This window comes from Streptomyces sp. NRRL S-31, from assembly GCF_000718775.1.
GTDB lineage: Bacteria > Actinomycetota > Actinomycetes > Streptomycetales > Streptomycetaceae > Streptomyces.
Map to the genome: position 1 here is coordinate 1 of NZ_JOCB01000126.1, position 22110 is coordinate 22110.

At 74.8% G+C, this 22110-nt stretch carries 22 protein-coding genes and 1 riboswitch; of the genes, 11 read left to right on the top strand and 11 right to left on the bottom strand.

The genetic code is table 11. The features are described 5' to 3' along the window. Positions 1 to 137: 137 nt before the first annotated feature. The 3 genes from IF37_RS0134420 to IF37_RS45105 form a co-directional block, all read right to left on the bottom strand. The gene (locus IF37_RS0134420; protein ID WP_052845531.1) at positions 138 to 689 is read right to left on the bottom strand and encodes a cysteine hydrolase family protein; all 552 of its coding nucleotides are present in this window, start codon (positions 687 to 689) and stop codon (positions 138 to 140) included. Next, positions 686 to 2191 carry a cytosine permease gene (locus IF37_RS0134425; protein WP_037857769.1) on the bottom strand — a complete coding sequence of 502 codons (1506 nt, stop codon included), beginning with the start codon at positions 2189 to 2191 and terminating at the stop codon, positions 686 to 688. Before IF37_RS0134425 ends, IF37_RS0134420 begins: the two co-directional genes overlap by 4 nt. Positions 2192 to 2396: 205 nt before the next feature. After that, positions 2397 to 2549, bottom strand: coding sequence for a hypothetical protein (locus tag IF37_RS45105; protein WP_173457079.1), 153 nt, complete (start codon positions 2547 to 2549; stop codon positions 2397 to 2399). A 179-nt stretch (positions 2550 to 2728) separates the two neighbouring features. Here IF37_RS45105 and IF37_RS0134435 point away from each other — a divergent pair, with 179 nt between their 5' ends. Continuing rightward, positions 2729 to 2920 carry a DUF2795 domain-containing protein gene (locus IF37_RS0134435; RefSeq protein WP_030752053.1) on the top strand — a complete coding sequence of 64 codons (192 nt, stop codon included), beginning with the start codon at positions 2729 to 2731 and terminating at the stop codon, positions 2918 to 2920. A 441-nt stretch (positions 2921 to 3361) separates the two neighbouring features. Beyond that, on the top strand, positions 3362 to 4228 hold the full coding sequence (locus tag IF37_RS0134440; RefSeq protein WP_030752057.1) for a CAP domain-containing protein: 867 nt from the start codon (positions 3362 to 3364) through the stop codon (positions 4226 to 4228). Between the two features lie 20 nt (positions 4229 to 4248). Here the strand turns inward: IF37_RS0134440 and IF37_RS0134445 are convergent, their stop codons facing one another. Both IF37_RS0134445 and IF37_RS0134450 read right to left on the bottom strand, forming a co-directional pair. After that, positions 4249 to 6096, bottom strand: a complete 1848-nt coding sequence (locus IF37_RS0134445; RefSeq protein WP_030752060.1) for a sigma-70 family RNA polymerase sigma factor — start codon at positions 6094 to 6096, stop codon at positions 4249 to 4251. A 165-nt stretch (positions 6097 to 6261) separates the two neighbouring features. Beyond that, entirely contained in the window at positions 6262 to 6675 is a 414-nt protein-coding gene (locus IF37_RS0134450; protein WP_030752063.1) for a helix-turn-helix domain-containing protein, read from the bottom strand. A 97-nt stretch (positions 6676 to 6772) separates the two neighbouring features. Here IF37_RS0134450 and IF37_RS0134455 point away from each other — a divergent pair, with 97 nt between their 5' ends. The 3 genes from IF37_RS0134455 to IF37_RS0134465 all read left to right on the top strand — a co-directional run bounded on the left by IF37_RS0134455 (position 6773) and on the right by IF37_RS0134465 (position 9606). Beyond that, entirely contained in the window at positions 6773 to 7639 is an 867-nt protein-coding gene (locus IF37_RS0134455; RefSeq protein WP_030752066.1) for an alpha/beta fold hydrolase, read from the top strand. Positions 7640 to 7793: 154 nt separating this feature from the next. Next, positions 7794 to 8867, top strand: coding sequence for an NAD(+)/NADH kinase (locus IF37_RS0134460; RefSeq protein ID WP_030752068.1), 1074 nt, complete (start codon positions 7794 to 7796; stop codon positions 8865 to 8867). Positions 8868 to 9105: 238 nt separating this feature from the next. Beyond that, on the top strand, positions 9106 to 9606 hold the full coding sequence (locus IF37_RS0134465) for a peptidylprolyl isomerase (protein WP_030752071.1): 501 nt from the start codon (positions 9106 to 9108) through the stop codon (positions 9604 to 9606). Between the two features lie 101 nt (positions 9607 to 9707). Here the strand turns inward: IF37_RS0134465 and IF37_RS0134470 are convergent, their stop codons facing one another. Next, positions 9708 to 10484 (bottom strand): thioesterase II family protein, encoded by a 777-nt coding sequence (locus IF37_RS0134470; protein WP_030752074.1) that lies wholly within the window; start codon positions 10482 to 10484, stop codon positions 9708 to 9710. Between the two features lie 170 nt (positions 10485 to 10654). Between IF37_RS0134470 and IF37_RS0134475 the strand changes: the two genes are divergently transcribed. Further along, a complete protein-coding gene (locus IF37_RS0134475) occupies positions 10655 to 11308 on the top strand; it encodes a transcriptional regulator (protein ID WP_037857774.1) in 654 nt (217 codons plus the stop codon). 213 nt (positions 11309 to 11521) lie between these two features. Then, complete coding sequence (locus IF37_RS0134480; RefSeq protein ID WP_030752080.1) at positions 11522 to 12490, top strand: threo-3-hydroxy-L-aspartate ammonia-lyase; 969 nt, start codon at positions 11522 to 11524, stop codon at positions 12488 to 12490. Positions 12491 to 12542: 52 nt separating this feature from the next. Here the strand turns inward: IF37_RS0134480 and IF37_RS0134485 are convergent, their stop codons facing one another. Both IF37_RS0134485 and IF37_RS0134490 read right to left on the bottom strand, forming a co-directional pair. Next, complete coding sequence (locus IF37_RS0134485) at positions 12543 to 13049, bottom strand: NUDIX domain-containing protein (RefSeq protein ID WP_030752083.1); 507 nt, start codon at positions 13047 to 13049, stop codon at positions 12543 to 12545. Further along, positions 13046 to 15091, bottom strand: a complete 2046-nt coding sequence (locus IF37_RS0134490; protein ID WP_367647145.1) for an NUDIX domain-containing protein — start codon at positions 15089 to 15091, stop codon at positions 13046 to 13048. The genes IF37_RS0134485 and IF37_RS0134490 overlap by 4 nt, the downstream gene beginning before the upstream one ends. A 412-nt stretch (positions 15092 to 15503) precedes the next feature. Here IF37_RS0134490 and IF37_RS0134495 point away from each other — a divergent pair, with 412 nt between their 5' ends. Then, the gene (locus IF37_RS0134495; protein ID WP_030752088.1) at positions 15504 to 16391 is read left to right on the top strand and encodes an endonuclease/exonuclease/phosphatase family protein; all 888 of its coding nucleotides are present in this window, start codon (positions 15504 to 15506) and stop codon (positions 16389 to 16391) included. Positions 16392 to 16615: 224 nt separating this feature from the next. Here the strand turns inward: IF37_RS0134495 and IF37_RS0134500 are convergent, their stop codons facing one another. The 3 genes from IF37_RS0134500 to IF37_RS0134515 form a co-directional block, all read right to left on the bottom strand. Next, positions 16616 to 17713, bottom strand: coding sequence for an enoyl-CoA hydratase/isomerase family protein (locus tag IF37_RS0134500; RefSeq protein WP_030752090.1), 1098 nt, complete (start codon positions 17711 to 17713; stop codon positions 16616 to 16618). A gap of 287 nt (positions 17714 to 18000) precedes the next feature. Continuing rightward, a complete protein-coding gene (locus tag IF37_RS0134505) occupies positions 18001 to 18399 on the bottom strand; it encodes a (2Fe-2S) ferredoxin domain-containing protein (RefSeq protein WP_173457081.1) in 399 nt (132 codons plus the stop codon). A 107-nt stretch (positions 18400 to 18506) separates the two neighbouring features. Beyond that, a riboswitch (cobalamin riboswitch) is annotated at positions 18507 to 18575 on the bottom strand. 562 nt (positions 18576 to 19137) lie between these two features. Continuing rightward, the gene (locus tag IF37_RS0134515) at positions 19138 to 19875 is read right to left on the bottom strand and encodes a cyclopropane-fatty-acyl-phospholipid synthase family protein (RefSeq protein WP_030752095.1); all 738 of its coding nucleotides are present in this window, start codon (positions 19873 to 19875) and stop codon (positions 19138 to 19140) included. Between the two features lie 335 nt (positions 19876 to 20210). On the opposite strand from IF37_RS0134515, the gene IF37_RS0134520 reads away from it, so the two are divergent. The 3 genes from IF37_RS0134520 to IF37_RS0134530 form a co-directional block, all read left to right on the top strand. Next, a complete protein-coding gene (locus IF37_RS0134520) occupies positions 20211 to 20549 on the top strand; it encodes an antibiotic biosynthesis monooxygenase (RefSeq protein WP_030752098.1) in 339 nt (112 codons plus the stop codon). Beyond that, positions 20546 to 21433: an NAD(P)-dependent oxidoreductase gene (locus tag IF37_RS0134525; protein WP_030752101.1), complete on the top strand. Its 888-nt coding sequence runs from the start codon at positions 20546 to 20548 to the stop codon at positions 21431 to 21433. The genes IF37_RS0134520 and IF37_RS0134525 overlap by 4 nt, the downstream gene beginning before the upstream one ends. Next, positions 21430 to 22110: amidohydrolase family protein (locus IF37_RS0134530; RefSeq protein WP_030752104.1), on the top strand; the 681-nt coding region annotated here is incomplete at its 3' end. The genes IF37_RS0134525 and IF37_RS0134530, both read left to right, overlap by 4 nt.

Sequence of the window (22110 nt, forward strand, 5' to 3'; positions counted from 1 at the left end):
GGTCGGCACCGGTCGGGGTCGGGGCGCCCGGGGGGTCGGGGCCGGGGTGGTCGGGGCGCGGCAGGCGGCCCCGTTGCGGTCGGGGTGTGGCAAGCGGGACCCCAGCGGTCAGGGGCGCGGCAAGCGTCGTGGCACGGTCACGTACCCGTCTCCGCCAGCACGTCGGCGACGGTGGTGACCCGGATCAGCGGCCGGTACAGCTCCATGATCTGGAGTGCCATGCGGTGGGCTTCGTCGTCCGCCCCGGCGCAGGCGTCCGCCACGACCAGCACCTCGGCACCGGCGTCCGCGGCGGCCAGGGCGGTGGACAGCACACAGCAGTCGGTGCTGACGCCGGCCAGTACCAGACGGCCGGCCGGGCCGACCCGGGAGGCGAGCGCGGGGGTCCACTTGCCGAAGGTGGTGGCGTCCAGGACGTGGTCCGCGAGCTCGGCGAACCCGTCGCTCAGCTCCCAGAGCGCGGCGTCCGGGGGCCGCCGGGCGAAGGGCCACCGGTCGTAGTACGCGCGCCAGGCACCGGCGGGCCGCTCGGCGGCCACGAACCAAGTGAAGGTGACGCGGCCGGCGAAGGCGGGCAGCAGGCGGCGCACCCCCGCCGCCGCGTCCGCGTACCGGGGTGTGGCCCAGGGGCTCGCCGGATCGGCGAAGACGCGCTGCATGTCGATGACGGCGAGGTGTCCGGCGCTCACGCGTCCGGCACCTCCCGGCCCGGCGCCGGACGGGGTGCCCGGGCCTCCTGTTCGCGCACCCGGCCCCGGCCCGGCACCAGCGTGCCGAGGAAGGCGAGCGCCAGTGCGGCCAGGACACCGAGGTTGGCGTACGCCCAGGCACCGGTTCTGCCGCCGAGGCCGAGGGGCCCGAGCAGATAGCCCTGCCAGGTCAGCCAGTGCGCCGCGGTGTTGGTGACCAGGCCCCAGCCGACGGCCGTGGCGGCGAGGGTGACGAGCAGCGGGAGGAGGGGGACGTCGCCGTAGCGGCCCCGCGGACGGTACAGGTCGCCCTCGTCGTAGTCGCGGCGGCGCAGGGCCAGGTCGGCGAGCATGACACCGGCCCAGGCCGCGATGGGCACGCCGAGGGTGGTGAGGAAGCCCATGAACTGGCCGAGGAAGTCGTCGGCGAAGAACACGATGTACACCGCGCCGGCGGTCATCAGGACGCCGTCGATCAGGGCGGCGAGGTAGCGGGGCACCCGCAGGCCGGTCGCGAGCAGGGCCAGGCCGGAGGAGTAGATGTCGAGGACGGCGCCGCCGACCAGCCCGAGGACGGCGACGACGGCGAACGGCACGAGGAACCAGGTCGGCAGGACCGTCGTCAGCGCGCCGATCGGGTCGACCGCGATCGCCGCGCTCAGTTCCTCGGAGGACCCGGCCAGCAGCAGGCCGGAGACCAGCAGTACCAGCGGGGCGAGGCTGGCGCCGAACGTGGTCCAGCCGACCACCCCACGACCGGCCGAGCCGCGGGGCAGGTAACGGGAGTAGTCGGCGGCGGCGTTGACCCAGCCGAGCCCGAAGCCGGTCATCATGAACACCAGCGCGCCGATGAACTGCTGCGTCGATCCCGCCGGGACGGCGTCGACCGCGCTCCAGTGGATATGGTCGGCGACGAGGGCGACATAGGCGATCGTGAGAACACCCGTGACCAGGGTGATCCAGGTCTGGAGCCGCATGATCAGGTCGAAGCCGGTCACCCCGCCGGTCACGGTCAGCGCGGCCACCACCAGGAGGGCCGCCACCTCGGTCCCGGTGCCGCCGCCCCACCCGAGGCGGCCGAAGACCGTCGCGGTGGCCATCGTGGCGAGCGCGATCAGGACGGTCTCCCAGCCGACCGTGAGCATCCAGGAGACGGCGGACGGCAGCCGGTTGCCGCGCACGCCGTACGCGGCACGGCTGAGCACCATCGTCGGGGCCGAGCCCCGCTTCCCGGCGACCGCGATGAGGCCGCACAGCAGGAATGACCCGACGATGCCGAGTACACCGGCGGCGAGGGCCTGCCGGAAGGAGATGCCGAAGCCCAGCGCGAACGCGCCGTAACTGAGGCCGAGGACGGAGACGTTGGCCCCGAACCAGGGCCAGAACAGGGTGCGGGGGGTGCCCCGGCGCTCCGCGTCCCCGATCACGTCGAGGCCGTGCGTCTCCACCCGCAGGGGGTGGCCGGTGGACGTGCCGTCGAGAGGGTCCTGCGGATACGCCATCGCCGAGCTTCCCCCTTGCTCTGCCTGCCTGCCTGTCCGATCCGATCTGATCCGGTCCGGACATGAACGATCACGCTAGGTCGGCGCTCCGGGGGCGTCAAGGCGGGCCAACCACAGGCCCGTGCGGGGCAGCGGGGCAGCGGGGCAGCGGTCGAGCTATTCCCGGATCGGGGTCTTCTGCCTATGTGTCGTCTCCCTCCGTGCCCTAGTGGGTGCCCCCGCTGGTGACCTCGTTCGTGTCCTCGTCGCCGGGGTCCTCCCCCTCCGCCTGGGAGGGAGTGGTGCGGGGCGGCTGCTCCGCGTCGGGGGCGTCGGTCTGCGGCTCGCCCTCGGCCTGGGAAGGGGTGCTCTCGCTCATCGGGTTCTCCCGCCCGTCCTGTGCCTGGTTCCGGAAGCCCGGGTACCCGTGCGCCGAGGGGCCCACCATCCGGAGCGGAATATCTGCATCCGCTTCCGTCGGATGGGTACCTGACCGGTTCCGGCGCAGCATGCGGCGCCGGCCGTTGACCGTGCACCATCGCACCGCCTGGAGGGACCATGGCGGGTATCACCCCACCTGATCTGCAGAAAGCCCTGTCCGGCGTGGAGTACCCGGCCGATTCCGAGCAGCTTCGGAAGGTGGCCGAGAACAACCACGCCTCGAAGGAGATCACCGATCGGATCTCCCACCTCGGGAAGAAGGAGTTCCAGAACCCCGCCGAGGTCAGCAAGGCCGTCTTCAACGAGTGACGGAGACCGACACGGGTCGCGCGGCGGCCGGACGCCGAGGGCTCCGGCCGCCGCGCGGACGTGCGCTCCCCCGCGTCCACCGCGAACGGTTGCCCAGGCGAGAGGTGACATCAGTCACAGGCTCCTCGGCGCCCCACCATGCCGCATAGTAGACGCGACTCCCATGACATATGAGATTTGTCCGGCTTGCCGTTGACGTGCACCGCGGCCCGGGCGTCCATCGGCCGGCTTCCCGGCGTTTCGCCGTACCCCGTGTGACGCACGGCCTCCTGACGGCGTGACAGTGAATCGCAAACATCGCGATCGTGAAGAGGACATTTCTCCGGCCGTCTGACAAGACCCGCACCGACCTACGAAGCGCGGTAGTGGAAGGGCCCTTTGCGTCCCGTGTGAGGGCGTCAGAAGAATGAGCGCTCCGCGATCACCGAGTGAGGTTGACGTATGGGCCAGCACCGCAAGAACAAGCACTACCGGCGGATAGTCGTGTCCGCCGTCGCCGTCGGCGCCGTGGGCGTGCCATCCGTCGCCCTGGCCTGTTCCGACTGGCCGGGCGGCACGGACACACAGTCGCAGACCGCCGCGGCGGGGGCGCCCGGGGTGCGGTGGCAGGGCGTCGCCGGGCATTACCCCAGCAACGTCCAGGAGACCGTGCCGCCGCAGCCAGCCGCACCGCAGACCGTGCCGCCGCAGACAGTTGCACCGCAGACGGTCGCGCCGTCGACCACCGCCACGGGGACCACCGCGCCGGCCGGGAAGGCCGAGAAGACCAAGAGGGTCACGGTCCACCGGACCGCGCGGACCTCCTCCCCCGGCGCTCCCCGGACCACCACGGCTCCGGCCGCCCCGGCCGCCACCCCCTCCGCTCCCGCCGCTCCCGCCTCCGTCCCGGCCTCCGCCGCGCCGAGCACTCCCGGGTCCGCCGCCCCGGCGTCCGGGGTCGCCGCCGACATCCTGAGGCTCGTCAACACCGAGCGGGGGAAGGCCGGTTGCCAGCCGCTGACCCTGAACGCGACGCTGACCAAGGCCGCGCAGGCGCACAGCGACGACATGGCCGCCCAGCGGAACATGTCGCACACCGGATCCGACGGGTCGTCACCGGGAGACCGCATCACGCGCGCCGGTTACACCTGGAGCAGCTATGGGGAGAACGTCGCCTACGGTTACACCACGGCCGATCAGGTCATGGCGGGCTGGATGTCCAGCCCCGGCCACCGGGCCAACATCCTCAACTGCTCCTTCAAGGAGATCGGCGTCGGCCTGGCGCAGCCCGGGAGTTACTGGACCCAGGACTTCGGCACGGCACGCTGAGCCCCCGGCCGGGCCGCCGTTCACCGCTCGGCGCCGAAGTCCTGGGTCCACCACGGGCCGCCCGAGCCGTTGCGCACACCCACGCCGATGTTCCTGAACGAGCAGTTGAGGATGTTGGCGCGGTGGCCCGGGCTGTTCATCCAGGAGTCCATCACCGCCTGCGGGCCCTGCTGGCCCCGGGCTATGTTCTCGCCGTACGTGGACCAGCGGTAGCCCGCCGCGGTGATGCGCTCGCCGGGGCCGTCGCCGTCCGGGTCCGTGTGGTCGAAGAAACCGCGGGCCGCCATGTCGTCGGAGAGGCCCTGCGCGGCCCCGTCCAGCTGTCCGTCCTCGGTGACCGGACCGCACCCGGCCGCCGCCCGCTCCTTGTTCACCAGCGCGATCACCTGCGCCACCGTGCCCGCGGGCGCCGACCGTGCCCGGGGGGTGCCGGTGGCCCGCGGGGTGTCACGGGCGGTCGGCTCCGCCTGGGGTGTGGCGGTCCGGCGCGCGGGGCGCGGGCTCTTGGCGGGGGCCGTCTCCTTCGAGTGCGACGGTGACGGTGACGGTGACGAGGGGGTGGGCGAGGGCGACGCGGACGCCGAGGGCGACGCCGACGTCTCCTCGGCGCCGGGCCGCGCGAGATCCACGACCGGAGCGGCGGCGGTCGGCGCGGCGGTCGCCTCCGTCGTCTCCGGTCCTGAGCCGGTGCCGAGATACCAGAGTCCGCCGCCCGCCAGGCAGGCCGCCACCACGGCGCCGCCGACGGCCCGGCGCCGGACGCGCCGTCGGCGCCGGGCCTCACCGCGGGCGGTCGTACGGCGGCGGGAGGCGCGCAGCCCGGCCCCGCCCGTCGCCGGGTGCGGGCCGTCACCGTCCGCTCCCGGCCCGCCGGGGCCCCGGTCCGCGGCGGCGCCGTGGAACCGTCCCGAACCCGCGGCCGGTCCGGCCGTGCCCGACCCCTCCGCACCCGGCTCCGCCATGCCCCCTCCCGCCATGCCCGGCTCTGCCGTATCCAACTCGTCGGCAGGGCGGGGGGTTTCGGCCTGTGGCGGGAGCGGGGCGGCGGAGCCGGCCGTGGTCGGGGCCGCCGCCACCACGGACGAGCGGGTCGCCGCGAACAGTGCCGAGGAGACCGCGACCAGCGCCAGCCCGGCCAGCAGCCCCTCCGCCGGCAGCAGTCCGCTCCCCAGGCCGCCGCAGCGCGCGCAGTCGCGGGCGTGCCGGGCTGCCCGCTTGCGCCAGAGGGCGGAGGGCAGGCCGTCCCAGGAGGCGAGCACGCCCCGCAGTTCCGCGCAGGCGGGCCGGGTGTCGAGCGCCCGCACCACCAGGCGGGCCGCCTCCAGCCGCGCCTTCATCCGCTGCACCCGTACCGCCGTGTGCCGCGGCGACACCCCGAGGGCTGTGGCGACCTCGGCCCGGGTCAGCTCACCGGCGCACTCCAGCCACCACAGCGACAGCACCTCGCGGTCGTCCGGCTCCAGCCAGCGCGTGGCGAGCGCGGTCTCCCGGCGCTGGCCGGCCAACTGGAGCCGGACGATGGTCAGGTCCACGAAGTCGGCGCCCGGGTCGGCGACGTCGGCGGCCTCCTCCACGGCGCCCGGGACGAGCCGCCGGTCCTGCCGGTGCTCCCGCACCCGGTTCATCGCGATGGCCACGAGCCAGGAGCGGAAGCTCTCCGGGGTGCGCAGGTCGCCGAGCGAGCCGAGGGCCCGCAGCATGGTCTCCTGCACCACGTCGTCGACGTCGACGGAACCGTTCAGGGCCCGGCCCACGATGTTGTAGACCAGCGGGAGGTAGGCGCCGACCAGGGCGTCCTGGGCCGCCGGGTCTCCCGCGCGGGCGGCGTTCACCAGTCCCGCCGTGTCCACCGTGTGCTGTGTCCTCATCAGAGCTTCCCTGTCCTCGACGCCGAACGGTCCTGTCCGTCACCTGGGAGACCGCCCGGGGCGGCGCCGATAACAGTTCTTCGGGAAATCGTTCGAGGGGAGGCTCACGGGAGCGGTGCGGCGGTCGCAAGGGGGGAGATCACACCGGGGCGGACCGGGCGCCGTTCACCCGCCGTCCGGCCGCCCGTCCCGCCGGTCGATCAGCCCGTTCGCCCGGTCCACCTCGGCCATGTGCTCCTCGGCCCAGTCCCGGACCGCGGCGAGTACGAGGTCGAGCGACAGGCCGAGTTCGGTGAGCCGGTAGTGTACACCGGGCGGTACGGAGGGCTCCACCCTGCGCGCGACCAGGCCGTCGCGCACCAGACCGCGCAGCGTCGCCGAGAGCATCTTCTGCGAGATGCCCGGCATCCGGCGCAGCAGTTCGGCGAAGCGCACCTCGCCCGGGGCCGCCTCCGCCAGCACCTTCACCGCCATCGACGTCCACTTCGTACCGATGCGGTCGAGCAGTCGGCGGGTCGGGCACGCGGGGTCGAAGAGGTCGCCGCGCGCGGCGGGCACGTCCTTGGCCTGGGAGGTCACCTGTAGCTCACCAACTGACGGGAAAGTGCGGTCTGTCGGGGCCGAGACTAGTTACCTAACGTTCCCTTGTCACCATTGGTTACCCGAGGGATCGCTCATGACCGTCACCTCCGTGCCCGGCGTCCGGCTGCGCCGGGTCACCGTCAACGGGACCGGGCTCAACGTCGCCACGGCCGGCGCGGGTCCGGCCGTCCTGCTGCTGCACGGCTTCCCGCACACCTGGCGGCTGTGGACGGAGGTGATCGGACCGCTGGCCCGCCGGCACCGGGTGATCGCGCCGGACCTGCGGGGGTTCGGCGACAGCGACCGGCCGGCGGACGGGTACGACGCCGGGAACCTCGCCGCCGACGCCGCCGGCCTGCTGGAGGCGCTCGACGCCGGCCCTGCCGCCGTGGTCGGCATCGACCTCGGCACACCGCCCGCGTTCCTGCTGGCCATGCGGCGGCCCGGACTGGTACGGCGGCTGGTGCTGATGGAGTCGCTGCTGGGCGACCTCCCGGGCGCCGAGGAGTTCCTCGCCGCCGGGCCGCCGTGGTGGTTCGGTTTCCATGCCGTACCCGGTCTGGCGGAGACCGTGCTGGAAGGACACGAGGAGGCGTACGTCGGCTGGTTCCTGGACCGCGGCACGCTCGGCCGGGGCGTGCGGCCGGACGTGCGGGCCGCGTTCGTCCGCGCCTACGCCGGCGGCGGGGCACTGCGCGCGGCGTTCGGCCCGTACCGGGCGATGGCGGCCGGCGCCAGGCAGATCCGAGGGGCCGTGACCGGCGCCCGCCTCGCCGTGCCCGCCCTCACCATCGGCGCCCATCCGGTGGGCCGGGCGCTGGAACGGCAACTCCGGCCGCATGCCGAGCGGTTGACCGGTGAGGTGATCCCGGACTGCGGTCACCTCATCCCGCTGGACCGCCCGCGGGAACTGCTGGCGCTGCTCGAACCCTTCCTCGCGGCGGACGACGACCGGGGGTGAGGCCGGGGCCGCCCCCGGCGGGCTCGCCGCCGGGCGACGACACCGACGGCGGAACCCGCGCCTCGGCCGCCGACGGCGTGGCGCGCGCCGCACCGGCACGGTCGGCGGCGAGGATGACGCTCGGCAGGAGCCGACTGGGAGGCGGTGTGCGGGTATGACGGTGAACCGGGTCGGCCTGGTCGTGCACGGCGGGCGCGCCGAGGCGGTGGCCGCCGCGCGCGAGGTGCGCGCCTGGTGCGCCGAGCACGCGGTGGGGTGCGCGGACATCGACGTGTGGCGGGAGGGCGCGCGGCACAGCGCCGGCGAGGAGGTGGCGGGCGCCGGCGATCCGGACCTCATCGTGACCCTGGGCGGCGACGGCACGTTCCTGCGCGGTGCCCGGCTGGCCGCCGAGAACGACGCCCTGGTGCTCGGCGTCGACCTCGGCCGGGTCGGCTTCCTCACCGAGGTGCCCGCCACGGCGGTGCGGGCCGCGCTGGACGCCGTTCGGGAGGAGCGGATCGACGTCGAGAGCCGGATGCTGCTCACCCTGCGGGCATCGTGCCGGCTGGAGGTGCCCGCCCAGATGGAGGCGCTGCTGCGCTACGGGCGCGGTCCGATGCTGCCCCCGCCCCGGGTGCGCGCGGAGTGCGAGACGAGCGGGGACTGGGGTGTCGCGCTGAACGTCGTCGCGCTGAACGACGTGGTGGTGGAGAAGCTGGCCCGGGACCGGCAGGTGTCGGTCGGGGTCTATCTGGCGGGCCGGCTGCTGGCCTCGTACTCGGCCGACGCGCTGCTGGTGGCCACGCCCACGGGGTCCACGGCGTACAGCTTCGCGGCGGGCGGGCCGGTGGTCTCGCCGCGCGCGGAGGGCCTGGTGTTCACGCCGGTCGCGCCGCACATGGTGTTCAACCGCTCGGTGGTGGCCGCGCCGGACGAGCCGGTCGCGCTGCGGGTGCTGGGCGGGTCGGGTCAGGCCGCGGTCAGCATCGACGGGCAGCTGCGCGGGGTGCTCGGCCCCGGGGACTGGATCGGGGTGTACGCCGCTCCGCGCCGGCTCAAGGCGGTACGGCTGGGGCCGATGGACTTCTACGGCCGGCTGCGGGACCGCATGAACCTCACCGACGCGCCGGCCGCGCTCGCCGACGGGGTGGCCGCCCCGCTGTGGCCGGTGTCCACGCCGCCGCCGGGTGACCTGGCGCACCTGGCGCTGCCGCCCGTGCCTGGCGACGCCTCCCGCCCCTCCTGACGTCCCGTCCGGCGCCCGGCGGCACCGGCGGGGGCCGCGGGCCGCCCGCGCGAGGCCGCCGTGACCCGGATGGCCGTTCGAGGCCCGGGGCGGCGCGGCGACCCGCGCCCGACCTGTGGTCGTATATTCCATGGTGCGTTTGAGCCGTCGGACCGGCGGGGTTCTCGATCGCACCGGTTAGCGGCCACCGGGGTCGTACCGTAGCGTGGGCACGCCCCACCGGAATGAGGAGATTGTGATGTCGACAGTCGAGCTGAACACCAACTTCGGCAGGATCGTGCTGGAACTGAACGACGCCGAGGCGCCCAAGACCGTCGAGAACTTCCTGGCGTACGTGCGCAGCGGCCACTACGACGGCACGATCTTCCACCGGGTGATCAACGGCTTCATGGTCCAGGGCGGCGGTTTCACGCCGGACATGCAGCAGAAGTCCACCCTGGCGCCGATCCCGAACGAGGCCGACAACGGCCTGAAGAACGACAACTACACCGTGGCGATGGCGCGGACGAGCGACCCGCACTCCGCGACCGCCCAGTTCTTCATCAACGTTTCGGACAACGCCTTCCTCAACTACTCGGCGAAGACCCCGAACGGCTGGGGTTACGCGGTGTTCGGCCGGGTCGTCGAGGGCCAGGACGTCGTGGACTCCGTCAAGGCGATCAAGACGGGCAGCCGCCACGGCCACCAGGACGTCCCCACCGAGTCCGTGGTCATCGAGTCCGCCAAGATCATCGGCTGACGCACACCGCCCCGGGCGGCACCGGTCCTTTCGGTGCCGCCCGCGTCATGACACCGTCGCTCGCCGCTGCCCGGGCAGCGGCGAGCGTCTCGCGTCCGGGCTCAGATCACGGCCCCGGTGCCGGGCGCGAGCCGCCGCAGCGTGGCCTGGATGCGGGCCAGTACGGCCTGCTGCTGTGCCACCAGGTAGAAGTGGGCGCCGGGGTACACCTGGAGCTCGAAGGTGCCGTCGGTCTCCTGGGACCAGGTGCGGGCCTCGTCGGGGGTGACCCTCGGGTCGGCGTCGCCCGTCATCACGACGAAGGGGCTGCGCAGCCGCGGTCCGGGGGTGGGCCGATAGGTCTCCACCACGCGGTAGTCCGCCCGCAGCGCGGGCAGGATCAGCTGGAGCAGTTCCGGGTCCCGGAGCACGGCGGAGTCGGTGCCGTCGAGCTGGGCGACGTCCTCGATCAGCCGCGCGTCGTCGGCCAGGTGCACGTTCTCGATCCGCTCGACGGACGGGCCCCGGCGACCGGAGAGGAACACCACCGCGGGGGGCCGCCCGGCGTCCTCCAGGAGCCGCGCCAGTTCGAACGCGACCAGGGCCCCCATGCTGTGCCCGAAGAGGGCCAGGGGTGTCTCCGCCCGCTCGTCCAGCGCGCCGAACACCGCCCGCGCCAGTTCCTGGACGGAGCCGGCCGGCGGTTCCGCGTGCCGGTCCTGGCGGCCGGGGTACTGCACCGCGCGCACGTCCACCGCCGGTGACAGCGCTTTGGAGACGGGCAGGTAGAAGCTGGCGGAACCACCGGCGTGCGGCAGGCAGAGCAGCCGTGGCGCACCCGGCTTCGGTTGGTGGAAACCGCGCAACCACAAGCGCTCCACGCTGGACCGGTCGGCCATGGGACCCCCTTGTTCGTGTGTGCCGTACCCAAACGTGCTGGTACGCAGCCTAGTTGAGCCGGACGGCGCGCGGGGGGTACTGCCGGGGGCCGCTGGACAGCACCCACCGAGCCTTTTAGACTTCAGGTCCAGAAGTGGACCACATGTCGATGCAGGCCGGAGGGGACCCCATGGACCAGCTGGCGGACGGCACTCCCGAGGACCGCGCGGACGAGCACCTCGTCCGGGAGGCCGAGAAGATCGCCGTCGCGCTGGGGCGCATGTTCCCCGGTCTGTGCGAGGTGGTACTGCACGACCTGCGGGACCCCGAGCACGCCATCCGCGCGATCGAGAACAACCTGTCGGGCCGTCAGGTGGGCGACCCGGCGACCGAGTTGGGACTGGCGCGGATCGCCGACCCGGCGTACCCCGGCGTCATCCAGAACTACCCCAACCGGTTCCCCGACGGCCGTCCGGCGAAGAGCACGTCCATCGGCATCAAGAACGTCGCCGGCGAGTACATCGCCGCCCTGTGCCTGAACCTCGACGTGTCCGTCCTGTCCCCGGTGACCCTCGCCCTGTCGAACCTGGTGGCCACGGACTCCGAGCACCGCGACCAACCCCTGGAGACCCTGCGGGACCGCAACGCGCGCGAGCTGCGCGCGACGGTGGAGTCCCGGGCCGCCGAGCGCGCCGCCACGCCCCGCTCGCTGAGCCGGGAGGACAAGAAGACGCTCGTACGACAGCTCCAGCGCGACGGCTACTTCGACTCGCGCGACGCGGCGCAGACCATCGCGGACCTGCTCGGCGTCTCCCGGGCGACGGTCTACAACTACGCGAAGTGAAGGGGCGTCCGCCCATGAGCACCCTCCCCTCCCCCGCCGCCCGGACCCTGGCCGGTCCCGACACCCCGTTCGCCGTGGTGGACGTCGACCGCACGCGGCGCAACATCGCGCGGCTGCGGGCGCGGGCGGACCGGCCCGGGGTCGCCCTGCGCCCCCCATGTCGACCGTCGCCAGCTTCCCGTTTCCCGCTTGCCGCTTCCCGAAGGACAGCCCATGGCCGCCGCACCGCCCGTTTCGTTCGCCGACGTCCGCGAGGCCGCCGCCCGCCTGAAGGGCATCGCCCACCGCACCCCCGTCCTCACCTCCCGCACGCTGGACTCCCTGGTCGGCGCCGAGGTGTTCATCAAGGCCGAGAACTTCCAGCGGATCGGCGCCTTCAAGTTCCGCGGCGCCTACAACGCCGTGGCCCAGCTCTCCCCGGAGCGGCTGGCGCGGGGCGTCGCCGCCTACTCCTCCGGCAACCACGCCCAGGCCACCGCGCTGGCCGCCCGTGAACTGGGCACCACCGCCGTCATCCTGATGCCGGAGGACGCCCCCCGTTCCAAGCGGGAGGCGACCGCCGGGTACGGGGCGGAGGTCGTCACCTACGACCGCTACACCCAGGACCGCACCGCGCTCGGCCACGCCCTGGCCGAGGACCGCGGGCTCACCCTGATCCCGCCGTACGACCATCCGCACGTCATCGCGGGCCAGGGCACCGCCGCGCTGGAACTGCTGGAGGAGACCGGCCCGCTGGACGCCCTCCTGGTGCCCGTGGGCGGCGGCGGTCTGATCGCCGGCAGCGCCACCGCCGCCACGGCGCTGCACCCCGGCATCCGGGTCATCGGCGTCGAACCGGAGGCGGGCGACGACACCAAGCGCTCCCTGGAAGCCGGGGCACGCGTCACCATCCCGGTCCCGCGCACCATCGCCGACGGTCAGGCCCTGGCCACCCCCGGCGAGTTGACCTTCCCCGTCAACCAGCGCCTGGTCGACGCCATCGCCCTCGTCAGCGACGCCGAGATCGTCACCGCGATGCGCTTCGCCTTCGAACGCCTGAAGATCGTCCTGGAGCCCAGCGGCGCCACGCCCCTGGCGGCGCTGCTGGCCGGACGCGTCGACCGCCTCCCGCGCCGGGTCGGTCTCATCGCGTCCGGCGGCAACATCGACGTCGACCGCTTCACCGCGCTGGTGAGCGGCTGACCCCGCGCGGGAGGCGGCGGAGCCGGCCCGGGTGTGGTCCCGGTTCGGCCGCTCAGCCCTCGTCCCAGTCCCAGGTGTCGAAGTAGGCGGCCGTGCCCGTGGAGCGGGCCCGGGTCACGGCGGTCAGCCGCGCGAAGTCCTGGGCCGGCATCAACGGCCGCCAGTCGGCCAGCGGGAGCACGCGCAGCTCGTCGTGCTCCTCCGGGTCCAGGGTGATCTCCCGGATCCGGTCCTCGCTGAGGCGCCCCCCGTCGAAGACCAGACCCATGGTGCTGTACGGCCACTCGGCGCCGGGCAGCCCGTAGACGGCGGCCAGCAGCCGGGGCGGGCCGGTGAGCGTGATGCCGGTCTCCTCATGGCATTCACGCACCGCGGTCTGCCAGGGCCGCTCGCCGGGTTCCATCGTGCCACCGGCCATCTGCCACGGGTGGGAGGGGCTGTACGGGGCGTGCAACTGCACGGGCCGGTCCCGCTCGTCGGTGAAGTGGACGCAGGCGAATCCGGTGGCCTTCATGAGTTGCTCGGCGTACTGCTCCGGCGGCAGCCAGACGCGGTTCACGGTGTCTCCTTTCCCTGCCGGTCCCGGTCCGGGAGCCGGGTCGTACGAAGGGTGGCCGGGCCGGTGGCGGACGTCGGCGGCCGGCGCTGCGGTACCGTCCGCCCGGTGGCGCCGGCACGCAGCCGGGCCAGGGTGCGCCGGCCGCGTTCCACCAGTTCCGGGTCGCCGTGCGCGATGCCGAAGCGGATGCCGGAGACGGCGTCCAGCGCCGAGTCGGTCTCCAGGCGGCGCTCCTCGGCCGCGGTCGGCTGTCTGCCGTACCCGTCGAAGTACGCCTCGTGCAGGTCGGGGCGGCCGGCCCAGGCGTCGCCGAGCCGCACCAGGTCCCGCACGGCGGGGCCCGGCGCGGCGCGCTCGAAGTCGATCAGGGCCAGGGTGCCGTCCTCGGCGCGCAGGACGTTGCGCGGCTGGAGGTCGCCGTGGGTCTCCACCCACGGCGGGGGCGGCAGGACGGCGTCCCGGTCCAGCAGTTCGCGGACGAACTCCTCGTCGCCGGGTGCGAGGTGGGCCCGTGCCTCCGTCAGGTGGCGGTCGGCCCGCGCCGTCTCCGGGGTGGTTCCGGCGGGCGCGGGGCGGGCCGGCGCGCTGTCGTGGATCAGCCGGGTCAGCGTGCCGAGCCGGCGGAAGACCGCGCGTCCCTCCGCGACGGAGAGGACCGCGCCGTGCAGCGGGCGGCCCGGCACCGCCGTGACCACCACGGCCCGCAGGGCCGGGTCGGGCGCCACCAGCCGGGGGGCGGCGGCGCCCAGCGCCGTCGCCCAGGTCCGGTACGCCCGCACCTCCCGGACGTGGAACCGGTCGTTCTGGTGGACCTTCACGTACCAGGTCCCGCCGTGCGCGCCGTCGGCCCGCCACACCCGGCTGTCCCGGCGTGCCCAGCCGACGTCCGTCCAGCCGCCGATCCGTCCTACCGCGCGTTCGGCGAACTCCCGGACGGAGGGCTCCGGCGGAGACGCGGCCGGGTCGGCGCCGACGGCCGGTACGAGGCGGAGCCGGTCGGCGACGGGGTCGTGGGCGATCGTGTCCCCGGGTCGCTGGAAGTGCACCGCGAGGCGGGCGCCGGCCGCGTACGCGTCGAGCCCCGCCCGGCAGTAGGCCACCGTCGCGGCGGGGAGCGCGTCGAGGGGGACCCACCGCATGGCGTCGCACAGTTCCGGTTCCGCGATCCGCGGCTCGCCCCGCCACCGGCGGACCTCGAGGAAGAGCCCGGTCCGGGAGCGTCCGCCGGGGCCGCGGTGGTGCACGGTCACCGCGGCCCGGACGTCGGCCGGATCGAGGGTGACACCGGTCTCCTCCCGGGCCTCGCGGACCAGGGCGGTGACCACGTCCTCGTGCGGGCCGTCGAGGTGCCCGGACGGCAGGTGCCAGAGTCCGGCGGCGTAGACCGGGCCGGCCCGCCGTGACATCAGCACCTCGGGCCGGCCGGCGGTCTCCCTCCGGAGGATCAGATGGACGTCCAGCGGTTCCCTGTGCCGCTCGCGGGCGGTGCCGCCCGGCTGCGACTGGTCGGTGGTCAACGCGTTCACCAGCCCATCTCCGTGTAGAGCCGGCCGGCGCGGATGCCGTCGACGGCGGCCCGGGCGTACGGGACGAGCGGATCGGGCAGGTTCTCCGGCCGCCACCAGCGCCGCGAGGCACTTGTCCGGCTCGCGCACCCGCGGGGTGCCCCGCCAGCGCCGTACGCGGAACACCAACTGCACGCGCGGCGGCGCGGCGGGGCCGTCGAGGAGGTGCACGGCATGCGCGTACTCCGCGTCGGACGGGTCGATGACCAGACCGGCCTCCTCGCGGGCCTCGCGGACGAGGCACCCGAGGGCCGGCTCCCGTTCGCAGTGTCCCGCGAGGAAGTGCCAGGTCCGGCCGGCGTAGGCGGAGTCGGGATGCCGCAGTCCGAGCAGGACCCGGCCCTCCGCGTCCTCCAGGTACAGGTGTACTCCGATGACGTGGGGCTCGGTCGCGTCGGCGGCCGGTTCCCGGCGGGCGGGGAACCGTCCCGCCGACGGGTCACCGTACGGCGTCGGTCGGGGCGTCGTGCCGGTCACCGGGCCTCCTCCTGACGGGGTGCGTCCGCGCTCGTGCCGTGCGGCCCGGGGTCTCGCCGCTCCCGGGCCTGTCATGCGGTCGCGTCACCCGGTTCAACGACCCGGTCGCGATATCGAACACACGTATTTCGGACGGAGTCCGAACCGCCGTACAGAGGGGTCCGGCCGTGTGCGGGACACACGGGCCCTTGTCCGGCAACGGAAGCGCGCGGGACGCGGGTGGCCGAAACGCCGCTGTCCTCACCTGCCGTCCGCGCGGCGCACCACCCCGCCCGGACCGCGACACCCGGCATCGGGGCCACGCCGGTGGGCGCCGGGCCGCTACCTTACGGTTGCGCGCGTCGGTCCCGGTGCTCGCCCGGGGGCCGACGCGGGCCGGAGTGAGCCTTCCCGCCCCCGTCTGGAGGACGCCGTGGACCGCACGATCCGACGACCCGCTCACCGCGCACTGGCCGCCGCCGTGCTCGCCGCCACCGCAGTGCTGGGCGCGGCGGTGCCGAGCGCGACGGCGGCGGACCGGGCGGCCGGCCCCCGCCCGGGCCCGCCGCGGGTGCCTCTGCGCGTGGCCACCTACAACATCCACGCCGGGGCCGGCGAGGACGGCGTCTTCGACCTCGACCGCACCGCGGCGGCGATCCGGGACCTCGACGCCGACGTGGTCGGCCTCCAGGAGGTCGACGTGCGCTGGGGCGCCCGCAGCGGCTTCACCGACGAGGCCCGGGAGTTGGCCGTACGGCTGGGCATGCGGGTCTTCTTCGCCCCGATCTACGACCTACCCGGTGACCCGGCGGGCGGCGAACGGCGGCGGTTCGGCGTCGCGGTGCTGAGCCGCTTCCCGATGCGCGACGCGCGGAACCACGAGATCACACGGCTGTCCACCCAGACGCCCGACCCGGTGCCGGCCCCCGCGCCGGGCTTCGCCGAGGTGACAGTGCGGGTCCGGGGCGCCTCGGCGCACGTGTACGCGACCCACCTGGACTACCGCTCGGACCCCTCGGTCCGGCGTGCCCAGGTCGACGACATGCTGGGCGTGCTGGCCGGGGACACCGGCCCGAAGGTGCTGCTGGGCGACTTCAACGCCGAGCCGGACGCGCCCGAACTGGCGCGCTTGTGGGGGACGTTGGCGGACGCGGCGCCGAACGGCGACAAGACCTACCCGGCGGCCGACCCGGTGCGGCGGATCGACCTCGTGACCGTCTCACCGGACGTCACCGTCCTGCGCGCGCACGCGTCCGTGTCACCGGCCTCCGACCATCGTCCGGTGGTCGCGGACCTCCTGCTGCGCCGCCGCGCCCGCTGACCCGGCCGCTGCCACCGGTTCGCACGGTGCGGCTCGGTGGCGGTGGCGGTGGCGGTGGCGGTGGCGGTGGCGGTGGCGAACGGCCGGGTAGTTGCCGGGTTCCCACCGATTCCCACCGGCTTCCGTCTCGCAGTCGTCGATGTCGGACAGACCGTACCGCGTGACCGGCGGGCGGCCGGGACCGCGCCCGGGCGGCGTGGTCCCCCGTGTCGTCGGCGGAGTGCTCAGCGCGGGCGGCGTGCCTCCGGGTGTCCGTCGAGTCCTCGCGCGCGGTCGTCGAGGGGGGCGAAGAAGCGGGCCACGTCGGTGTCGGTGACCTCGGCGAGGGTCGCCGGGGACCAGCGCGGGGCGTGGTCCTTGTCGATGATGCGGGCGCGGATCCCCTCGACCAGGTCGGGGGTGCCGAGGGCCGCGCAGGAGACGCGGTACTCCTGCTCCAGGACCTCCTCCAGCGAGCCGAGGCGCCGGGCGCGGCGGATCGCGGCCAGGGTGACCTTGAGCGCGGTGGGCGAGTGGGTGAGCAGGGTCTCCGCCGTCTCCTTGGCGTCGACGCCGCCGTGGGCGAAGAGCCGCTGGACGATCTCCTCGACCGTGCCGGCGCCGTAGCAGGCGTCGATCCAGGCACGCCGCTCGGCCAACTCCCCGGCGGGCGCCGGTCGTACGTGGCGGGCGACGGCGTCCTCCACGGTCGCGTGGGCGAGGTCGTCGAGGAGGGCGGGGAGGGCGGTGGACGGCACGTAGTGGTCGGCGAGTCCGCACAGCAGGGCGTCGCCGGCGCCGATCCGGGCGCCCGTCAGCGCGAGGTGGGTGCCCAGTTCGCCGGGGGCGCGGCCGAGCAGACGGGTGCCGCCGACGTCGGGGACGAAGCCGATGCCGGTCTCGGGCATGGCGATCAGCGACCGTTCGGTGACGATCCGGACGGCGCCGTGCGCGGAGACGCCGACGCCGCCGCCCATGACGATGCCGTCCATGACGGCTACGTACGGCTTGGGGTAGCGGGCGATCCGGGCGTTGAGGCGGTACTCGTCGCGCCAGAACGCGGCGGAGGCGGCGCCGTCGCCGTCGCGGGCGTCGTCGTGGATGCCGCGGATGTCCCCGCCCGCGCAGAGGCCGCGCTCCCCCGCGCCGGTGAGGACGACGGTCCGTACGGCCGGGTCGTGCTCCCAGTCGGTCAGTGCCGCGTCGACGCGGTGGACCATGGCGTGGTTCAGGGCGTTGAGCGCCTCGGGCCGGTTCAGCGTGAGGTACCCGGTGTGCCCCTCGACGCGCAGCAGGACGGGTTCGGCGGTCCGGGGCGGGGCCGGACGCGTGCCGCCGGTCATCCGCACGCCTCCGTCAGGCCGTGGGCCACGATGCCGCGCATGGTCTCCCCGCTTCCTTCCGGGCCTGGTGCGCCCACCGGTCCAATCCGGTGCGCGCACGGGTCGCGGACGATCTTCTCAGGGCCGCACCCACCGGGCAGCGGCACCCCCGCCGCAGCGGCGACCGGGGGACGCCGTCGGCGGCCGAGTACCCGTCCCTGCGGCGGCGGGCCGCCCGCCCCGGTGCGCCGGCCGGTCCTTCCCGGCCGCTCGTACCTCAAGGCGGCGGCACGCGCCCACCGCGATCCTCAGGGCTCTCCGCGACGGCTTGGCGGCGCGAAGGCGTACAGGTCGAGGATGTCGGGGCGGGGCGCCACGCCGGGGCCGCCGGCTCGGACCCAGGTGACGACGTCCTCGACGACGTCCGCGTCGTTGACCAGCCCCAGCCAGACCGGCCGGGCGCCGGCGGCCCGGGCCGCCGCCGAGGGCTGTACGACGACGACGTTCGCCTGGTCGCACACGTCGAGGCAGTCGGAGACGCGCACCGGCACCTCCGCCCGCAGCCGCGCGGTCTGCGCGGCGTGGTCGACGCCGGTCACCTTGGGGGTGCCGCAGCAGCAGCCCCGGCACACGACGACGCGGCACGGCGCCGGACCGCCTCCCGGCAGTCCCCCGCCCGCTCCGTCTCCCGCCGACCGCTCCACCATGCCGTGTGCCCCCTCCCCGGGTAGCCGCGCCCCGGTGTCCGCCGAACAGACGACCGCGTGAGTCTCCCGGCGCCCGGCTCCCCGGTCGCCGCTCGTCCCGCCCGGGCGGGTTGCCCGCCGGGACTCGCTCACCGGTCGCGGTGGCGGGACCGCGCCGGATTCCCACCGGCTTCCCCGGACCGCCGTCACCCCGTACCGCGATCATCATCGCAGCACCGGTCACCTCGCCCGCACCCGGGCGCGGCGGGAGCGGGTGCGGGTGCGGGTGCGGGTGCGGGCGGACGGTGGGGACGGCGACCGGCGCGGCGCCCGCGTCAGTCGAAGAGGAGGACGGACCGGAGCCTCGGCCGCTCGCCTCCGTACCCGGTGCGCGGGCGGAGCGTGGAGTCGGCGTCCGTGCGGTCCGGCTCGGTGAACACCGGCGCGTGCGCGTCGGTCGGGTTGCGCGGGGAGGGGCGCGCGTCAGCGGCCGGCCACCGGTCCCCATGAACGTCGCCGTCCCCGCCCGCTCCCCTTGGCTCTCCCGCGCGCACGGCGCGCTCCGGGCGGTCGGCCCGAGGGGCCAGGCGGTGTCCGGGTTCAGCGAGCCCACCGCCGGGCCGCCCACGCCGGCGACCGGCCAGGGCGCCGACGCCAGGCGTTCGCCGAGGTGGCGCACGGCGGCACCCGCCCCGCGTGGGCGGGACGCAGCCGCACAGCACCAGCGCGAGCAGATCGTCCGCGCGTGGCCATCCGTGCTCAGTCCGTCGTGGGACGCAGCACCAGGCAGACGAAGCCGAAGACGTCACGGTAGACGCGCAGCCACTCGTCGCGGTGGGCGGTGGCCGCCTCGAGCGCCCGGGCGCGGTCAGGTCCGGCGGGGCGGTCCAGCGCCCACGAGGCCAACGACCCCGTCCAGGACCACTCGTAGGCGTCCAGCTCCCGGCGCGTGCTGACGTGCCCGTGTACCGGCGTCCAGCCGTCCGCGACGACCCGGTCCACCGTGGTCGCCAGATCGGCGAGGTCGCCGAGCAGTTCGACGGCTTCCGGGGCGGGCGGGCGCTCCCAGAACCCCTCCCCGACCAGGACCCGTCCGCCGGGCGCGAGGAGCTCGCGCGCCGCCGCCAGGGCGGGCGGGAGACCGCCGAAGGCGTGTGTGGCCCCCACGCAGAGCACGAGGTCGAAGGCGTGCGGGGCGGTGAACCCGGCGGCGTCCGCGTGGTGGAGGACCAGGCGGTCGCCGACGCCGAGCCGTCCCGCGGCCGCACGCGCGCGCTCCAGCGCGGGCCCGGAGACGTCGACGCCCTCGGCGCGCAGCCGCGGTCGCGCGGCCAGCGCCCGCAGCAGCCACTCCCCGCCGCCGCAGCCGAGGTCGAGCATCCGCCCGTCGCCGCGCGGCAGCGCGCGCTCCAGCAGGTGGCGCACCGCGTCGTCGTCGAGCGGCGCCGCCACCGGGTGATCGGCATGGGCGAGTCGGGAGATCCGTTCACGGTCCACCGCGGGAGCCTGCCACGCCCGGCTCCACGCCCGCACCCGGTTTACGCCGCCGGGGCCCGCGGGCCGGGGCACCCGGTCGGGCGAACCGGCGGGGGCCTCCCCCGGACCGGGCGGCGGTCACCCGAACGGGTCATGCGCCGCGCTCCGTTCGAGACCGGTCTCCCCCGCCCGGCCGCCGCGGCGGCCGGGCGCCCCGCACCGGTCACCCGAAATGACGAACGCGGCTACGCGCGGCCCTTGTCCGCACCGGCCCCTGCCCCATTCGGAGTTGCGGCCGTCCGGGGGACGTGAGTCCGTGGGAGTCGTGTCCCGCCGGATCTCACTCAGGAGGAGACATGGGCATCGATCCCATAGGCCGGTCGGCCGAGAAGCTGGGCGTCGTCTTCGCGGTCCGCGTCGTCGAAGGCGGCGAACAGGGCTTCCTGGACCTGTACGAACAGCTCCGGAAGTCCGTGGCCGGCACCCCCGGCCACATCGTCGAGAGGCTCGGCGAACCCGCCGACGACTCACGTCAGTGGGTGATCACCAGCGAATGGCGGACCCCCGAGCACTTCTTCGCCTGGCAGCGGAGCGAGGAGCACCGCGAGCTGGTGGCGCCGCTGCGCGAGTTCGTCGACCAGCGGCAGTCGCTGCGGTTCCGGGTGATCAAGGAGACGAGGGGGACGGCGTCATGACGCGTACCACACACGGCCCCGTCGCCGTCCTCGGTCTCGGCGCGATGGGCGCGGGCCTGGCCCGCCGCCTCCTCGACGAGGGCGTACAGGTCCGGGTCTGGAACCGCAGCGCGGACCGGACCGCACCGCTCGCCCGGGCGGGCGCCCACGTCGCCGCCCACCCCGCCGAGGCGGTCGCCGGCACGAGCGCCGCCCTGTGCGTCGTGGCCGACGGCGAGGCGCTCGGCACCGTGCTGCGCGGACCGGACGGCGTGCTGGCCGACGGCCCCTACCCCGGGGTCCTGCTCTGTGCCAGCACCGTCGCTCCCGAGGAGGTCGTCCAGATCGCGGGGGACCTCCCGCGCATCCTGGACGTGGGCATGCTCGGCAACCGCGACCACGCCCGGGACGGAGAGCTGCGGCTGTTCGTCGGCGGCGAGGCGCAGACGTTCGACGCCGCCCGCCCGCTGCTGGAGACGCTGGGCAAGGAGGTCGTCCATCTGGGCGCACTCGGTTCCGGCATGCGGATGAAACTGCTCCTCAACCTGCTGATGGGCATCGAGGTGCAGGCCCTGGCCGAGGCGACCGAACTGGCGGGCGCCTGCGGCCTCGACCGGCAGCAGGTCCTCAAGACCATCGCGGGCAGCGGCTTCGCCTCGCCGGTGATGGCGTTCAAGTCCCGGCGGCTGGCCGCCGGACGCTTCGAGGAGCCGGACTTCCGGCTGCGGCTGATGGCGAAAGACCTCATGCTCGCTACCAAGCAGGCAGCAGCAGCCGGCCTGAGCCTGCCGCTGGCGACCGCCGCGGCAGAGACCCACGTCCGCGCCACCGAGCAGGGACTGGGCGACCAGGACTGTGCCGCGGTCACCCGCGCACTCAGACCGAAACCGGGAACCGACACGTGATCATCGACATCCACGGGCACCTGTCCCCACCGGAAGCGGCCGAACGCTTCCCCATGCCCCCGAGCCTGACCGACGTCGACGGCATGCTCGCCGCCCGCGCCGAGGCCGGGATCGACCTGACCATCATCGGCAGCCCGGTCGGGGCCGGGGCGATGGCGCGGGTGCCGGGCGTGGACAACTACGCGCAGCCGCGCGACCGGCTGCGGAGTTTCCACGCGTGGATGTCGGGCCTGATCCGCAGGTTCCCGGACCAGCTGCGCGGCTACGTCTACGCCAACCCGTTCGGCGACGACGATCACCTCGAAGGGGTGCGGGAGACCCTGGCGGACCCCGCCTTCGTCGGCCTGATCACCACGTCCAGCGTCCACGGGGAGCTGCTCGGCTCGCCACGGGCCGACCCGTTCTTCGCGCTGGCCGCGGAGGCGGGGGTGCCGGTCCTGGTGCACGCCCCGGCCGAACCCGTCGGCACCGAACGGGTCGAGGGGACCGGCTTCGTGGAGCAGATCGGCCGCTTCGGCGACGTCACCCTCGGCATGGCCATGATCGCGTACGCGGGGTGGCTGGAGAAGTACCCGGACCTGCGGCTGATCGGCGCGACCGGCGGCGGCGCGATGGCGCTGTTGCCGGAGCGCCTCCAGACGGCGGCGCGCCCCCGGCACTGGGGCGGGGGCGCGCCG

Coding starts and splice junctions, on each gene's coding strand:
- IF37_RS0134425 (WP_037857769.1), bottom strand. CDS start 2,191: ATGGCGTATCCGCAGGACCCTCTCGACGGCACGTCCACCGGCCACCCC.
- IF37_RS45105 (WP_173457079.1), bottom strand. CDS start 2,549: ATGAGCGAGAGCACCCCTTCCCAGGCCGAGGGCGAGCCGCAGACCGAC.
- IF37_RS0134435 (WP_030752053.1), top strand. CDS start 2,729: ATGGCGGGTATCACCCCACCTGATCTGCAGAAAGCCCTGTCCGGCGTG.
- IF37_RS0134440 (WP_030752057.1), top strand. CDS start 3,362: ATGGGCCAGCACCGCAAGAACAAGCACTACCGGCGGATAGTCGTGTCC.
- IF37_RS0134445 (WP_030752060.1), bottom strand. CDS start 6,096: ATGAGGACACAGCACACGGTGGACACGGCGGGACTGGTGAACGCCGCC.
- IF37_RS0134455 (WP_030752066.1), top strand. CDS start 6,773: ATGACCGTCACCTCCGTGCCCGGCGTCCGGCTGCGCCGGGTCACCGTC.
- IF37_RS0134460 (WP_030752068.1), top strand. CDS start 7,794: ATGACGGTGAACCGGGTCGGCCTGGTCGTGCACGGCGGGCGCGCCGAG.
- IF37_RS0134465 (WP_030752071.1), top strand. CDS start 9,106: ATGTCGACAGTCGAGCTGAACACCAACTTCGGCAGGATCGTGCTGGAA.
- IF37_RS0134470 (WP_030752074.1), bottom strand. CDS start 10,484: ATGGCCGACCGGTCCAGCGTGGAGCGCTTGTGGTTGCGCGGTTTCCAC.
- IF37_RS0134475 (WP_037857774.1), top strand. CDS start 10,655: ATGGACCAGCTGGCGGACGGCACTCCCGAGGACCGCGCGGACGAGCAC.
- IF37_RS0134480 (WP_030752080.1), top strand. CDS start 11,522: ATGGCCGCCGCACCGCCCGTTTCGTTCGCCGACGTCCGCGAGGCCGCC.
- IF37_RS0134500 (WP_030752090.1), bottom strand. CDS start 17,713: ATGACCGGCGGCACGCGTCCGGCCCCGCCCCGGACCGCCGAACCCGTC.
- IF37_RS0134505 (WP_173457081.1), bottom strand. CDS start 18,399: ATGGTGGAGCGGTCGGCGGGAGACGGAGCGGGCGGGGGACTGCCGGGA.
- IF37_RS0134520 (WP_030752098.1), top strand. CDS start 20,211: ATGGGCATCGATCCCATAGGCCGGTCGGCCGAGAAGCTGGGCGTCGTC.
- IF37_RS0134525 (WP_030752101.1), top strand. CDS start 20,546: ATGACGCGTACCACACACGGCCCCGTCGCCGTCCTCGGTCTCGGCGCG.